14 protein-coding genes are annotated in these 14,231 nt (G+C 60.1%); 1 reads left to right on the top strand and 13 read right to left on the bottom strand.

What is annotated here, in order from left to right:
* Nucleotides 1-6 precede the first annotated feature (6 nt).
* The 13 genes from recA to I6E52_RS13805 form a co-directional block, all read right to left on the bottom strand.
* Nucleotides 7-1,173 (bottom strand): recombinase RecA, encoded by a 1,167-nt coding sequence (gene recA / locus I6E52_RS13865; RefSeq protein ID WP_197158368.1) that lies wholly within the window; start codon nucleotides 1,171-1,173, stop codon nucleotides 7-9.
* A gap of 243 nt (nucleotides 1,174-1,416) precedes the next feature.
* Entirely contained in the window at nucleotides 1,417-1,641 is a 225-nt protein-coding gene (locus tag I6E52_RS13860; RefSeq protein ID WP_197158365.1) for a DUF3046 domain-containing protein, read from the bottom strand.
* A gap of 97 nt (nucleotides 1,642-1,738) precedes the next feature.
* Nucleotides 1,739-2,047, bottom strand: a complete 309-nt coding sequence (locus I6E52_RS13855; protein ID WP_197108707.1) for a helix-turn-helix domain-containing protein — start codon at nucleotides 2,045-2,047, stop codon at nucleotides 1,739-1,741.
* A gap of 206 nt (nucleotides 2,048-2,253) precedes the next feature.
* On the bottom strand, nucleotides 2,254-2,751 hold the full coding sequence (locus I6E52_RS13850) for a CinA family protein (RefSeq protein WP_197126721.1): 498 nt from the start codon (nucleotides 2,749-2,751) through the stop codon (nucleotides 2,254-2,256).
* Between the two features lie 10 nt (nucleotides 2,752-2,761).
* Nucleotides 2,762-3,355: a CDP-diacylglycerol--glycerol-3-phosphate 3-phosphatidyltransferase gene (gene pgsA, locus I6E52_RS13845; RefSeq protein ID WP_197158362.1), complete on the bottom strand. Its 594-nt coding sequence runs from the start codon at nucleotides 3,353-3,355 to the stop codon at nucleotides 2,762-2,764.
* A gap of 67 nt (nucleotides 3,356-3,422) precedes the next feature.
* The gene (locus I6E52_RS13840; RefSeq protein WP_231602214.1) at nucleotides 3,423-6,188 is read right to left on the bottom strand and encodes a DNA translocase FtsK; all 2,766 of its coding nucleotides are present in this window, start codon (nucleotides 6,186-6,188) and stop codon (nucleotides 3,423-3,425) included.
* A 73-nt stretch (nucleotides 6,189-6,261) separates the two neighbouring features.
* The gene (locus I6E52_RS13835; protein ID WP_197158359.1) at nucleotides 6,262-7,662 is read right to left on the bottom strand and encodes an ABC transporter permease; all 1,401 of its coding nucleotides are present in this window, start codon (nucleotides 7,660-7,662) and stop codon (nucleotides 6,262-6,264) included.
* The gene (locus I6E52_RS13830; RefSeq protein WP_197158357.1) at nucleotides 7,659-8,384 is read right to left on the bottom strand and encodes an ABC transporter ATP-binding protein; all 726 of its coding nucleotides are present in this window, start codon (nucleotides 8,382-8,384) and stop codon (nucleotides 7,659-7,661) included. The genes I6E52_RS13835 and I6E52_RS13830 overlap by 4 nt, the downstream gene beginning before the upstream one ends.
* Entirely contained in the window at nucleotides 8,384-9,313 is a 930-nt protein-coding gene (locus tag I6E52_RS13825; protein WP_231602212.1) for a biotin/lipoyl-binding protein, read from the bottom strand. The genes I6E52_RS13830 and I6E52_RS13825 overlap by 1 nt, the downstream gene beginning before the upstream one ends.
* 236 nt (nucleotides 9,314-9,549) lie before the next feature.
* Complete coding sequence (locus I6E52_RS13820; protein WP_197158353.1) at nucleotides 9,550-11,226, bottom strand: ribonuclease J; 1,677 nt, start codon at nucleotides 11,224-11,226, stop codon at nucleotides 9,550-9,552.
* A gap of 93 nt (nucleotides 11,227-11,319) precedes the next feature.
* Nucleotides 11,320-12,294 (bottom strand): 4-hydroxy-tetrahydrodipicolinate synthase, encoded by a 975-nt coding sequence (gene dapA, locus I6E52_RS13815; RefSeq protein WP_197126715.1) that lies wholly within the window; start codon nucleotides 12,292-12,294, stop codon nucleotides 11,320-11,322.
* A gap of 9 nt (nucleotides 12,295-12,303) precedes the next feature.
* Entirely contained in the window at nucleotides 12,304-12,864 is a 561-nt protein-coding gene (locus I6E52_RS13810) for a dihydrofolate reductase (protein ID WP_197158351.1), read from the bottom strand.
* On the bottom strand, nucleotides 12,861-13,670 hold the full coding sequence (locus I6E52_RS13805; protein ID WP_197158448.1) for a thymidylate synthase: 810 nt from the start codon (nucleotides 13,668-13,670) through the stop codon (nucleotides 12,861-12,863). Before I6E52_RS13805 ends, I6E52_RS13810 begins: the two co-directional genes overlap by 4 nt.
* Before the next feature lie 134 nt (nucleotides 13,671-13,804).
* Here I6E52_RS13805 and I6E52_RS13800 point away from each other — a divergent pair, with 134 nt between their 5' ends.
* Nucleotides 13,805-14,230 (top strand): OsmC family peroxiredoxin, encoded by a 426-nt coding sequence (locus I6E52_RS13800; RefSeq protein WP_197158349.1) that lies wholly within the window; start codon nucleotides 13,805-13,807, stop codon nucleotides 14,228-14,230.
* Nucleotide 14,231: the final 1 nt, after the last annotated feature.

The raw sequence follows: 14,231 nt of genomic DNA, 5'->3' as shown, positions 1-14,231 counted from the left end.
TACTACCTACTGCCCAGAAGCCTTCTTGAGGGGCGCGGCAGGCGCCTTAGCTGCCACCGGCAACGTAGGGCCGTCAGCTTTGGCCTCAGCCTTAGCACTGGCCTTAGCGGCCTTCTCCGCAACAGCGGCAGCATCAGCAAGCGCTTTCGCCTCGCTTGCATTGGCGGCCTTAGCTTCTGCACCGACACCGAGCTTGCGCATGATCTTTTGCTCAATCTCTAGCGCGATGGCAGGATTTTGGAGCAGGAAAGCACGAGACTTCTCCTTGCCCTGGCCGAGCTGGTCGCCGTCGTAGGTGTACCACGCGCCCGACTTGCGGACGATTTCGTGGTCGACGCCGAAGTCGATGAGGCTACCTTCGCGGGAGATGCCAATGCCGTAGAGAATGTCGAACTCCGCCTGCTTGAAGGGCGGAGCCATCTTGTTCTTCACGACCTTGACGCGCGTGCGGTTGCCCACCGCATCTGTGCCGTCTTTAAGCGTTTCGATACGACGGATGTCGAGGCGAACTGACGCGTAGAATTTAAGCGCCTTACCACCGGCGGTGGTTTCGGGGCTACCGAAGAAGACACCGATCTTTTCGCGCAGTTGGTTAATGAAGATCATGGTGGTGTTGGTCTGGCTCAGGCCACCGGTGAGCTTGCGCAGCGCCTGCGACATGAGTCGAGCTTGCAGACCAACGTGCGTGTCGCCCATCTCGCCTTCGATTTCTGCGCGCGGAACCAGCGCAGCAACCGAGTCAATGACGATCAGGTCGATAGAGCCACTTCGCACCAGCATGTCGGCGATTTCAAGCGCCTGCTCACCGGTGTCGGGCTGGGAAACGAGAAGCGCATCGATGTCGACGCCAAGCTTCGCTGCGTATTCCGGGTCGAGCGCGTGCTCGGCGTCGATGAAGGCTGCGATTCCGCCATTGCGCTGGGCATTGGCGATGGCGTGCAAGGTGAGCGTGGTCTTACCCGAAGATTCCGGGCCGTAGATCTCGACGATACGGCCCCGGGGAAGCCCGCCTATGCCGAGTGCGACATCCAAAGCGATCGAGCCGGTGGGAATAACCTCAACCGGAGCGCGCTCATCGCTGCCGAGGCGCATGACTGAGCCTTTGCCGAACTGACGGTCAATTTGAGCGAGAGCGGTCTCAAGGGACTTCTCGCGGTCTGCTACTGATGGCATTACTTCTTCTCCAGTGGTCGTAGGTTGCTGCCCATAGGCTGTCGTGATTGGCGTGGACCGATGATGCAAGGCCCGCAACCTCCCGACAAAGGCTGTGTTGCTAATGCCACGCTACGGGCATGCTCTGACATTCCAGAGAAGCGACGTGCGCAACTCATCCAAACTCAATATTCGAAAGGATGTTAGGGAGAAGACTACCAATGTCGAACAGATGTTCGAACATGCCACGCAGAATCGAAAAGATTACTTCTTAGGCTCGCGCTGGCCAACGCCATAGCGGCGATCCATTGGGACATCCATGGCGTCACACAGGGCAGCCCACACCTGTTTCGCGGGAACACCACGTGACAGCGCTTGAGCTGCGGTAACGCCGCCGACCGGACCAAGCACTTGGTCATTGACGAGAACGCGGCCGTAGGGCTCACCGAACTCATCGGAGACAGCCGTCCAGAACTCACTCAATCGCATTACTCCACCCTAAACGCGACAACAGCGCCCGGAACGCACGAATGCCCCGCTCCACACCGGAACGGGGCACTGACGTGATGGGTCTGACGTGATGGGGTTAGCGCGAAACCAAGTTCGAATCGAACTCTGCGACGAGCTCGTCAGGCAGAGTATCGGGAATCGTGGTTGCGCCTTCGATGACCGCAAGACGGTCGCCGACCTCACGCATGATCACGGAGATGGGCGTATCGAGAGCTTCAGCTACCGAGGCAAGAATTTCAGAACTCGCCTCTTTCTGACCACGTTCAACCTCACTGAGGTATCCGAGAGCAACGCTCGCCTTACTTGCTACCTGTCGAAGGGTGCGTCCCTTTTGCAAGCGGAAGTCGCGGAGAACGTCACCGATTTCTTGACGAACTAGAACCATTGGACACTCCCTTTCTGACTGAATCGTGCGACCAGACAATTCTGGATAGCTAAGACTACAGCCAATTTATGTTCTGAACTCTAACCGCTCCACACTGGAGAAGCCTTGTGAGTTCGCTTACTGTAACCGAGCCGAAACATGGAATATTCCCGGCTCCTGCCACGAACTGACACCAGTTTTGGGGACAAACGAACCATCCGCGAGAGCTAGTCTTCCGACGTCAGATAGTCGTACAAACACTGCAGCGCCTCGTGAACGGCCTGTGCACGAATCTCGTGACGGTCTCCCGAGAACTCAAAATCACGAGTTTCGACAAAGCCAGTGGCAGCGAAACCGATGAATACCGTTCCGGGTGGCTTTCCCTCGTGGGAGCCAGGCCCCGCGACTCCCGTCGTCGCCAAGCCGTAGTAGGCCTGTTGCTCGCCTACGCCGAGAACGTCGCGCGCTCCCGTGGCCATGTGAGCTGCGACATCCGGATGCACCGTGCCGTGGATGGCGAGAAGACTCGCATCGACGCCCAGAACCTGATGCTTGATGGCGGTGTTGTACGCCACCACTGCCCCATTGAGCACAGCGGAGGCACCAGGCACTGCCACGAGCGACGCGCACAACAGACCGCCCGTCAAAGACTCGGCTAGAGCAAGGGTTTGTCGTTGTTCGGTGAGAATCGCCACGATCTTCGTGGCGAGTTCTTCAGTAGTCACTGGTGAAGGGTCACGCTCCTGAGTTGGATTTGCGGGTGTGACGCCATGCACGCCACAGATATTCGATGCCGGTGTACATCGTCAAGATGAAAGCGATAGCCATCACGAACCAGTTCACCCAAAGGACCCACGGGCCGAGCACGGTAAACAACGGAACCAGGAAGAGAGAAATGGCGACGGCCTGCAGAACGGTCTTCAGTTTGCCCCCGCGGGAGGCCGGGACAACGACCTTCGACAGCACCGCAAAACGGTAGATCGTGATGCCGAACTCGCGCACCAGAATAAGAATCGTGATCCACCAAGGAAGCTCACCCAGAATCGACAGGGCAACGAGAGCGCCACCGGTCAGAATCTTGTCGGCAATGGGATCAAGGATGATCCCGACGTTCGTGATGAGGTTTCGCCCCCGCGCTAGGTGGCCATCAACGGTGTCGGTGACGATCGCAAAGATGAAGAGCGCAGCCGCCAAGTAACGGATGAGCCCCATCTCGCCGTCATCGAAGAGCAGCATCCAGATGAAGAGCGGAGCGAGGAAGATGCGCACCACTGTAACGATGTTGGCGATGTTGGCATTCGACGCCGGGGTATCACCCTTGCGAACCATCCGACCACGAAATGAGCTCGTGCGGTGGGGCGGAGCGGATTCAGAAACTGGTTGGTCGCCCACGCGATCACTCCCGATCGGTCAAATTCCAGGCGTCCTCATCTGAGGCGCTTTCTACTTCATCGTATCCGCTGAGAGACTCGGCTACCGCGTCGACCGGAGCCGGCTCGTCTTCTCCCCGGAGTCGAGCGAGCACTGCAGGCAGCTGTTCAGCGGACACCAGCACGTCGCGCGCCTTTGACCCTTCGGAGGGACCAACGATTTCCCGCGACTCAAGCAGGTCCATGAGACGGCCGGCCTTAGCGAAGCCGACACGCAACTTGCGCTGAAGCATCGAGGTAGAACCAAATTGCGTACTAACGATGAGTTCGGTAGCTGCGAGGAGCACATCGAGATCATCCCCGATGTCAGCATCGATCTGCTTCTTCTCGGCAACAGCCGCGACATCGTTGCGGTACTCCGGCTGCGCTTGAGCAATAACGTGCTTCACGATTTCGGCAACTTCGCTCTCAGGAACCCACGCGCCTTGAACGCGGATGGCTTTGGAAGCGCCCATCGGGAGGAAAAGTGCGTCTCCCTGACCGATGAGTTTGTCAGCGCCCGGCTGGTCGAGGATCACGCGAGAGTCCGTCATGCTCGACACCGCGAAAGCGAGTCGCGACGGCACGTTGGCCTTGATGAGGCCGGTGACGACATCGACGCTGGGTCGCTGGGTCGCAAGCACGAGGTGGATTCCGGAGGCACGTGCCAGCTGGGTGATGCGCACGATGGAGTCTTCGACATCTCGTGGCGCGACCATCATGAGGTCGGCGAGCTCATCGACGACGATCAGCAGGTACGGGTAGGGCTTGAGCTTGCGCTGGCTACCCTCAGGAAGTTTGATCTCGTCGGCAATTACCGCGCGATTGAAGTCATCGATGTGACGGAACCCGAAACTTGCAAGGTCGTCGTAGCGCATGTCCATCTCTTTCACGACCCAGGCGAGGGCTTCAGCAGCCTTCTTGGGGTTCGTGATGATGGGAGTGATGAGATGAGGCACGCCAGCGTAGATCGAGAGCTCGACCCGCTTAGGGTCGATGAGAACCATGCGCACTTCGGCAGGCGTGGCCCGCATCAGCACCGAAGTGATCATCGAGTTCACGAAGCTTGACTTACCCGAACCGGTCGAACCGGCAACCAAAAGGTGGGGCATTTTCGCCAGGTTAGCAACGACGAATCCACCCTCGACATCTTTGCCGAGCCCAATAGTCATCGGGTGTTCGCTCTTTGTGCTGGCGCTCGAGCGCAGCACATCGCCAAGCGACACAATCTCGCGGTCCTTGTTGGGGATTTCAACACCGATAGCACTCTTGCCCGGAATGGGTGACAGGATGTTGACCTCGTTGCTCGCGACCGCGTAGCTGATGTTGCGGGCGAGCGCGGTAACGCGCTCCACCTTCACGCCGGGGCCGAGTTCAAGTTCATAGCGCGTAACGGAAGGACCGCGACTGAAACCAGTGACGGTCGCATCCACGCTGAACTGCTTGAGCACTTCGGTGATCGCTGCGACCACTTCGTCATTCGCGGCTGAGCGCGACTTCGGTGGCGTTCCCGCCGAGAGCATGGCGGCCTGGGGAAGGCGATACACCGCGGTAGACTGCGGGGTGGTTTCGTGCGGGCCATCGAACTCGCCCGCATTGCCCTTTTCGCTGGCCTTGGTCGTGAAACCGGGCAGGATGCCGGGGCCGTCGTCGCGCACACCGGTGGCTGCGGCATCCACTTCTCCGGTCGCGTACTTCTTGACCGCGTCTTCTGCCTTGAGGAGATCCTCGAGCAGCTCGACGCCGAACTCGTCCTCTTTCTTCGTGAGATCTTTGGCCGCCGGCGGTTTAACCGGAGCCACTGACGGCGCCGAGGTCGGAGCCGGAGCAACAATCTCGGTCGACTGATCACGCGAAATCACAGGACTATCGAACGCCTTGTCTTCAGTCTGTTGTGACTTGTTGCGGCGCCACCATGGCAACGAGCCGGTGTCGTTGACATCACCAAGCCCGATGTCGGTTAAGGAACCGAACTGAACGGAATCGTTCTTATGCGCACCAGTCTGATTCTTCGCCGCAGCACGTTCTTCATCGCTCTGCAGTTGCGCCCCAAAGAGGTACGCGTAGAGCTCGCGCAGTCGCGACGGGAGCCGATTGGGCGGGGTCTTAGTGACGATGAAAAGCGAAAGGACGAGCAAGATCACGATCAACGGCACGGCAAGCCACATGCCGCCAAGCCACAGCAGCGGATTGGCTAGCAACCACCCGAAGACTCCCCCGGCGCGGGCGATTACCTCGGCACCGTCGGAGGGATGGGGCTGACCACTGTAGACGTGGCAGAGCGCTGCGACAGTAACGATCAGGATGCTGAGACCGATACCGATGCGGCCGTTGTCGTGAACGCTCGACGGATGCCGGAACATCCAAATGGCCAAGAGCAGCAGAATCACGGGGAGCGCGAAAGCGACTCGTCCGACGAGACCGCCGAAGGTGTATGCGTCGAGGGCGATCGCTACTGAGTCGGTGGGGTTGAACCACTCGACGACGGCGCCGACGATCGCCAGCAGGAAGAAGAGGAAAGGAACACCGTCGCGACGCTCATCTTTCGTGAGTTCTTCACGGCCGAAAACGCGGAACGCTCCACCGACCATGTGCGCGAGCGCGAGCCACAGCTTGGTGAGAGGACCCTCCGGCTCGACCGGAGGCTTCTTGCCTCGCGGCATCCGTTTGGTCGCTTGGGTCTTATTCGTGGTGTTTCTGGCGCGCGGTTTCGACGCACCCGAGCGCGAGGTCGACGATGTACGCGTAGCCATAATTCAACGCTACCGGTGGCCTCTGTCAGAGCAATGCAGCGACACTCATCGCGCCCGCTCTGCCCCAGCAGCCCTAATAGCGGATGGCGTCGATAACTTTCACTCGAACAGCGACGAGAGCAGGCATGAGGCCTGCCAACGCTCCGACCGCCGCGGATGCCGCGAGCGCGATCAACGCTGCCTCCAGCGGGAACGGGGGAAGATCTTGAACCCCGGGCGCGATAAGTCCTTGCACCGACGGATTCTGAACGATCACAATCGCGAGGGCGACGCCGATGACACCGGCGGCAACCGTCGCGACGACGCTTTCCATCATCACGGCGAAGAAAACACGACCGGCGGTGGCCCCGAACGCGCGGCGAACACCAATTTCCCGTACGCGGTACTTGACGGTCACGAGAGAGATGTTGACCAGACCGAGACCGCCAAGGAGCAGAATCAGGCCGGCGATGCCACCGATGACCCATTGCAAAGGCTCGAGTGGACTTGGCCCGCCCCAGGCAAGGTAGTCATTTCGATGGACGTTCGCCGTCCAGCCTTCCCCAAAGCCGCCGACCATCTCCCGCGCGATGATGTCTTGCAACTGCGCTGATTGCTCTTCGGGAACCCACAGCTCATAGCCGATATCTGATTGCTGCCCTGCTGCGGACCCCACGAGGGCCTCGAATGGTTCCGCCAACATCGACAGAGTGAGCCCGCTAGAAAACGGTTGGGGCAGAAAAACTCCGACCACCACGGCAGTGGTAGTGGTTTCTCCTTCCAACTCGATGGTCGGGTGGGTGCGCAGATCGGGGCGACCGAGCGCGTCATAAAACTCGTCGTTGATTACAACGGCAGGAGCAAGGCGGTTCCCATCCTCCTCAGTGAGCCAACGCCCCTCGCCCAGCTCAACGCGATGCATAACGCCATAGGCAGCGCTCACTCCCTGCACAGTCGTGAACTGGGTGCCATTGACGAGGTTGGCGGTGATGCTCCCCCGCAATAGCGGAGTCGCGTGACTGACCTGGTAACGCTCGATGATGTTTTCCATAGTGGCGACGAAAGTAGCCGAGTCGGCACTCTGTGCTCCGTTTATTCGGTACGGCGGATACACGGCAAGCGTTGCGGGGCGACCACTGCCCCGCTCAAACTGTTCCGTCTGGGCTTGGCCGAACACGGTACCCGCACCCACGACAGTGGCGAGCGCGCACACCGCGACACCAATGCCGATCAGGCTCAACAAGACACGAGTGCGATTGATGCGCACCTCGTCCCACGCTTCAACCACTGCGCCAACGACACCGCTGACCACGGCACCGCGAGGCTCCTGACGAATTACGGCAAGCTCAGAACTCGGGCGTGCAACGAGTTCAGCGGATGTCGCGGGCCCGGTCGTCAGGCCCGTAGGCTCGATCGGTGGTTCCGCGAGCTCGCTCGGTGCCTCCACAGGCTCAGCCGGTGAATCCGCAGGCTTTTTCTTGCGCCACCAGCTCATAGCGCAGCCTCCGGCAGACTCGCGGCAAGCATTTTGCGCACATCAATAGCTTCCAACACCCCACCGTCGAGGCGGTAGTGCCGGCGGGCCAGCGCTGCGACATTCGGGTCGTGCGTGATGGTGATGAGAGCCGCGCCTGATTGCTCAGCAACGTCATCCAGCAAAGCCATCACCGTTTTGCCTGTTTCGACATCCAGAGCACCGGTCGGTTCGTCGGCCAGGATCAGGCGGGGGCTGCGAACAAGGGCGCGCGCGATAGCAACGCGTTGTTGTTCACCACCCGAGAGCTTTTCAGGCATCGAGGCCATCCGGCCGCCAAGCCCGACGCGGTCGAGCATCTCTGCGGCGATAACTTTACGTCGCCAAAATTGGCGCCCGGAGGCATAGAGCAAAGGGGTCATTACATTTTCGAGGGCGGTGCGACCGGCCAAGAGATTGAACTGCTGAAAGATGAAACCGACATCTCTGCCGCGCTTGCGGTCGCGTTTGCTGCCGGCGAGCTTCTCGAGCGGTTCACCGTCGAACACGATGCGACCACTGGTGGGGTTGTCGATGAGGCCGAGAAGATTGAGCAGAGTGGACTTTCCGGAACCCGAACGCCCCACAATGCTGATGTGGTCACCCACCTCGACATTGAGGGTGATTCCCTTGAGAATCTCCAGCGTCGAGAAATCAGGCAACTCGACCGAGCGCGTGACGTCATCAAGCGAGAGCAATGGCACTAGTAGCACACCACTTCAGTGCCCTCGTAGTAACAATTGTCGGGCAAAGCTTCGTCGCCGGTAGCCTCAGCGCCAGGAACGAACTGCAAGATGGTGTCTCCGACCTCAATTCCAGAGACCACTTCGACGCTGATGCCGTCGTTGAGCCCCAGAACGACTTCCCGTTCCTCCGTCGTGCCATCGGGCATCACGAGGTGAACGATGCCGGAAAGGGCAGTGCCTTCCACCGCCGTGATCGGAACGACCATGACGTCTTCGGCAATCCCTCCCGCAATCGTGATGTCGGCGGTGAGCCCGGGAAAGACCACGACGTCACTCGGCACTGCGCACGACACCGTTGGCCCGGACGCTGCTTCCGCGCCCCCATCGCTCGTCGAGGCGAACGCGATGCTGAGCCCCGTGCAGGTAAACGGCGCCGGACCACCATTGATCGCAACGCTCGCCTCTTTCGGACGATCTACGAGGCGATACAGCTGCTCTGACGGCACGGTTCCGCTCACGATGTAGGAGGGTGGCGCAACGTTTCCGACCGGAGAGCCCACCTGAAACGATGACCCCACAAGCGCGGTGAAATCAGTGAGCTTGCCAGTTGCCGGCGCTTCGACGATTTTCCATTGCGTTCCCGATGTTCCATCGGGGTTGACGACTTCAGCCCGCAACTTCAGGATCTCCTGCCCCTTCTTCACTGATTGACCGGCCGACACGGCAACTTCGCGCACCTCACCCGAGAGGGTTGCAGGAATAGGCACCGCAGCCGCAGCGGCAATGCTTCCTGTCAGCTCGACGTCATTGGCGATGGTGCCTGTCACTACTTCGTAGTGCTGTTCTTCGATCGCGACCGTTGGGTATTCGAGGCTCTCGGCGGTGAGTGCATCACCAAAGAAGGCGAACTTCACGAGCGCCGCCGCGATAATGGCAAAAATGATCATCCAGATGATGGGAAAGACCCACCTGCGCGCAACGCCCAATTGAAACCCCGAATCTGAACAGGCCCGATCCACACAGCCGAGCAATCTTCACATCAGATCATCTCGGGCACCGAAAAACAAGCCCAACGTTTGCCCTCGCGCAGACGTCAGCGATCCCCAAGCGACAGCGGTCTAGGAGAAAGAGTCCGGGCGCACAAATGGCGCGGAAGCCGAAGCCCCCGCGCCATTCATAAAAGTTACGCCTCGATGATGACCGGAACGATCATCGGGCGGCGACGGTGCTGAGTATTCACCCAACGACCCACCGTGCGACGAACCACCTGAGCGAACGCGTGAGTATCGCGCGTTCCGTTCTCGGCGGCATCCGTCAGTGCCTTGACAACCTGCGGAAGCACGGCGTCGAACACGCCCTCGTCTTCGGCGAAACCTCGAGACTGAATCTCGGGTCCCACGATGACCTTGCCGGTTTGAGCATCCACCGCAACGAAGATGGAGATGAATCCCTCTTCGGCGAGGATGCGGCGGTCCTTGAGGTCCGCCTCCGTGATCTCGCCGACACTCGAGCCGTCGACATACACGAAACCGACATCGAGCTGACCAACAACAGCCGCGTGGCCGTCCTTGAGATCAATGACAGTGCCGTCTTCAGCAATGATCGTGTTCTCAGCGGGCACGCCCGACTGAATCGCGAGGTTCGCGTTCGCGACCAAGTGGCGGTACTCACCGTGAACGGGAAGAACGTTCTTGGGGCGCAAGATGTTGTAGCAGTAGAGAAGCTCACCCGCTGCGGCGTGACCCGACACATGCACCTTGGCGTTCGCCTTGTGCACGACGTTGGCGCCCAACTTGGTGAGGCCATTGATGACGCGGTAAACCGCATTCTCGTTGCCGGGGATGAGGCTCGACGCGAGGATGACGGTGTCGCCCTGGCCCACCTCAATCTGGTGTTCCATGTTGGCCATGCGCGCCAGAACAGCCATCGGCTCTCCCTGGCTGCCGGTTGACATGTACACGAGCTGGTTGTCGGGGTAGTTGACGGCCTTCTTGGCGTCTAACAGAACCCCGTCGGGCACCTTGAGGAATCCGAGGTCTGACGCGATGCCCATGTTGCGCACCATAGAACGCCCCATCAGAACAACCTTGCGGTTGTTGGCGATCGCGGCATCCAACACCTGCTGCACGCGATGGACGTGACTCGAGAAGCTGGCCACGATGACGCGCCGCGGAGCCTTAGCGATAACCGCTTCGAGTACTGGGCCGATGTCACGCTCGTTGGGCGTGAAACCGGGAACGTCTGCGTTCGTGGAATCGGAGAGGAAGAGGTCAATTCCCGCTTCGCCCAGACGCGCAAACGCACGAAGGTCGGTGATGCGGTTATCGAGAGGCAACTGGTCCATCTTGAAGTCACCCGTGTGCAGGACGGTGCCCGCCACAGTGGTGATGGCGACAGCGAGTGCATCCGGAATCGAGTGATTCACGGCAACGAACTCGAGGTCGAAGGGACCGATCTTCTCCTTCTGGCCCTCGGTGACGTTGAGCGTGTACGGCTTGATGCGGTGCTCTTTGAGCTTCGCCTCAATCAACGCGAGCGTGAGAGTCGACCCGATCAGCGGGATGTCTTGGCGCAAACGCAAGAGATAAGGAACAGCACCGATGTGGTCTTCGTGGCCGTGCGTGAGCACAATGCCGAGGATGTCGTCGAGACGATCGCGAATCGAGCTGAAATCGGGCAGGATCAGGTCGACTCCGGGCTGGTGTTCCTCAGGGAACAGGACGCCACAATCGACGATGAGAATCTTGCCGTCAATTTCGAAGGTGGTCATGTTGCGACCGATTTCGCCAAGACCACCGATCGGGGTGACACGGAGCGTTCCCGACTCAAGTGCGGGCGGATCAAAAATAGAAACTGGCATTCAGTACCTTGCAGATAGATGTGTGGGGCCGTCAGCCCCCGTGCGAAAAATGTGGGCCATGCCCGTGGCAGAGCCTACCCCGCGTCGGCGAAGCTAGCGGGTTGCCCCGGCAATCTTGGGCAGGGCTCCCCCAGCCGCGGCATTGCGGTCAGGGCGAAAGTTGGACAGATCGAGCCCCTCGATGCCCGAGACGAGAGCCAACTCGTCTTCGATGAGGGCTGCCTCAGCGTCTTCGGGGCCCACGAGAGGCAAGCGCACGCGCGGGCTCGAGATACGGCCGAGACCGTGAAGGATGTACTTGGCGGCGACCGTGCCCGGTACGTGGGCCATCGCTGCACGCACGAGCGGCTCGAGAGCTTGGTGGGCGGCCGTTGCGGTTGCAAGGTCGCCAGCGTTGACGGCATCCACGATCACGCGGTACGGCGCTGGCGCGATGTTGGCGGTCACACCGATGAGGCCAGAGGCACCGATCGACAAGTGCGGCAAGACGTTGGAGTCGTCACCCGAGAAGTACATGAGATCAGTTTGGTTGAGCACACGGCTTACCTCACTGAAGTCACCCTTCGCGTCTTTGACAGCGAGGATGTTGGGGTGCTTGGCGGCGCGAAGAATAGTTTCGTAGGTGATCGGGATTCCGGTGCGGCCGGGAATGTCATACAAGATCACCGGCAAATCGGTCGCGTCCGCGATCATGCGGAAGTGAGTGAGCACACCGGACTGAGTTGGCTTGTTGTAGTACGGCGTGACGATCATGACGCCGTCAGCGCCCGCCTTCTCGCTCGCTTTGTAGAGTTCGATCGCGTGCGCAGTCTCGTTAGATCCGCCGCCCGTGATGATCTTGGCACGACCGCCAGAGACCGACTTGGCAACTTCAACGAGCTTGATCTTCTCGGGGTCAGTGAGCGTGCTCGTCTCCCCCGTGGTGCCCGTGACGACGATGCCGTCGGCGCCAGAACTGATCACGCTATCGATGTGCTTCTCTACATCGGCCCAATCGACTTCACCCTCAGAGGTGAAGGGCGTAATGAGCGCAACAAGGACTTGGCCGAAGGGATTCTCTTTAGTCACCCCTCTAGGCTACCGCTGCTGAGGCTCTTGGTTCTCGTAACGCAAAAATCGGTAGCGAAGATCAGTGGCTGACGTGTGCCAGCCATCGACCGGATCGGTGGCGGCGAGCATCCACTCCTCACCGAATTCTGGCGCCACAGTGTCGCCAGCGTAGGTCGCCGCGATCTCGGTGACTTCTACCCAACTGGCGTGGCTAAGAACCGCAGCGAAGATTTCCGCTCCGCCAATAACCCACACGGTGTCGGGTTGCTCAGCTTCGCCCTGTTCAGCGGATGCCGCAGCCAGCTCTATCGCCGCTTCAATGCTGTGCGCGACTTCGGCTCCGCTCGCGGCCCATGTTTCTTGGCGAGTGACAACGATATTGCGTCGCCCTGGCAGCGGGCGAAACCGTGGATTCAGGGAATCCCACGTCTTGCGTCCCATGATGACGGGGCTGCCGAGGGTGAGTTCTTTGAAGTGTTTGAGGTCTTCGGGCAAATGCCACGGCATCGAGCCGTCGTGACCGATGATTCCGCCGGCGGATTGTGCCCAGATCAGGGCGACGGAGAAAGTGCGACCGTTGCCGCTCACACGGCGACCGGGGCTTTGATGGCCGGGTGGTGCTCGTAGCCGACAATCTCAAAGTCTTCAAAGCTGTAGTCGAAGATGCTCGCCGGCCTTGCAGTGATCGCCAGCTGCGGTGCCGCAAACGGCTCGCGAGAGAGCTGCTCTGTCACTTGCTCAACGTGGTTGTCGTAGATGTGGCAGTCGCCGCCCGTCCAGACGAAGTCACCGACCTCGAGGCCGGTCTGCTCTGCTACGAGGTGAGTGAGCAGCGCGTAGCTCGCGATATTGAAGGGCACGCCTAAAAAGAGGTCGGCACTGCGCTGATAGAGCTGGCACGAGAGCTTGCCGTCTGCGACATAAAACTGGAAGAACGCGTGACACGGCGCGAGAGCCATCTTCGGGATGTCTGCAGGATTCCAGGCCGTCACGATCAGACGACGGGAATCGGGGTTGGTCTTGATCTGCTCGATGACCTCGGAGATCTGGTCGATCTGCTCACCAGACGGTGTCGGCCAGGAGCGCCACTGAACGCCGTAGACAGGGCCAAGCTCGCCGTCGGCATCCGCCCATTCATTCCAAATGCTGACACCGTTGTCGCGCAACCACGAGACGTTGCTTTCGCCGCGCAAGAACCACAAGAGTTCGTAGGCGATCGACTTGAAATGCACCCGTTTGGTCGTGATGAGCGGAAACCCCTCGGCGAGATTGAACCGCAACTGGCGCCCGAACACACTGCGGGTGCCCGTGCCAGTTCGGTCGCCCTTAGCTACGCCGTTCGCGAGAGTGTCGCGCAGCAAGTCTTCATATGGGGTTGCAATCGTGGATGCCATCGAACCAATAGTACTGAGTGCACCGCCCGCGGCGCCACGGCTCCGCAGCGCGGCGACCGGCATCGGTTTCACACGGCTTTCTCATGCGCGCTGCATAGCCAACGCATAGTGTTGAGATCGACGAAAGGACAGCAATGCCTGTTACGAGCGAAGCAACAACTCTCTGGTTCGGCGACCTCTTCAGCGGCAAAGGAACCACCTCGTTGGATTCCTCTGACGCCGCAGAATTCCCCGTGACGTGGGCCGCACGATCCGAAGGTCAAGAAGCGACGACAAACCCCGAAGAACTTTTGGGTGCCGCCCACTCCGCGTGCTTTGCGATGGCGTTCTCGAACGGTCTAGCCGAGAACGGCACCCCGGCAGAAAGTCTTCAAGTCACTGCCGCCGTGACGTTCGATCCCGCCGAGGGCATCACCGGGAGCCACCTGCTCGTGAGCGCCAAAGTGGCGGACCTCAGCGATGACGACTTTCAGCGACTGGCAACTGAAGCCAAAGAAGGCTGCCCCGTCTCACGAGCGCTGACCGGCATCCCGATCACCCTCGAAGCGAGCTTGGCCTAGC

Origin of the sequence: Salinibacterium sp. NG253, from assembly GCF_015864945.1 — a bacterium.
Taxonomy (GTDB): Bacteria; Actinomycetota; Actinomycetes; order Actinomycetales; family Microbacteriaceae; genus Rhodoglobus.
Note: the sequence above shows the minus strand (reverse complement) of the source record. Positions and strands in the feature narration are given on the sequence as shown.

What these genes read in the sequence shown, in the direction of transcription:
- recA (WP_197158368.1), bottom strand. Translation starts at nt 1,173, where the DNA reads ATGCCATCAGTAGCAGACCGCGAGAAGTCCCTTGAGACCGCTCTCGCT.
- I6E52_RS13860 (WP_197158365.1), bottom strand. Translation starts at nt 1,641, where the DNA reads ATGCGATTGAGTGAGTTCTGGACGGCTGTCTCCGATGAGTTCGGTGAG.
- I6E52_RS13855 (WP_197108707.1), bottom strand. Translation starts at nt 2,047, where the DNA reads ATGGTTCTAGTTCGTCAAGAAATCGGTGACGTTCTCCGCGACTTCCGC.
- pgsA (WP_197158362.1), bottom strand. Translation starts at nt 3,355, where the DNA reads ATGGTTCGCAAGGGTGATACCCCGGCGTCGAATGCCAACATCGCCAAC.
- I6E52_RS13840 (WP_231602214.1), bottom strand. Translation starts at nt 6,188, where the DNA reads ATGGCTACGCGTACATCGTCGACCTCGCGCTCGGGTGCGTCGAAACCG.
- I6E52_RS13835 (WP_197158359.1), bottom strand. Translation starts at nt 7,662, where the DNA reads ATGAGCTGGTGGCGCAAGAAAAAGCCTGCGGATTCACCGGCTGAGCCT.
- I6E52_RS13825 (WP_231602212.1), bottom strand. Translation starts at nt 9,313, where the DNA reads ATGATCATTTTTGCCATTATCGCGGCGGCGCTCGTGAAGTTCGCCTTC.
- I6E52_RS13820 (WP_197158353.1), bottom strand. Translation starts at nt 11,226, where the DNA reads ATGCCAGTTTCTATTTTTGATCCGCCCGCACTTGAGTCGGGAACGCTC.
- I6E52_RS13805 (WP_197158448.1), bottom strand. Translation starts at nt 13,670, where the DNA reads ATGGCATCCACGATTGCAACCCCATATGAAGACTTGCTGCGCGACACT.
- I6E52_RS13800 (WP_197158349.1), top strand. Translation starts at nt 13,805, where the DNA reads ATGCCTGTTACGAGCGAAGCAACAACTCTCTGGTTCGGCGACCTCTTC.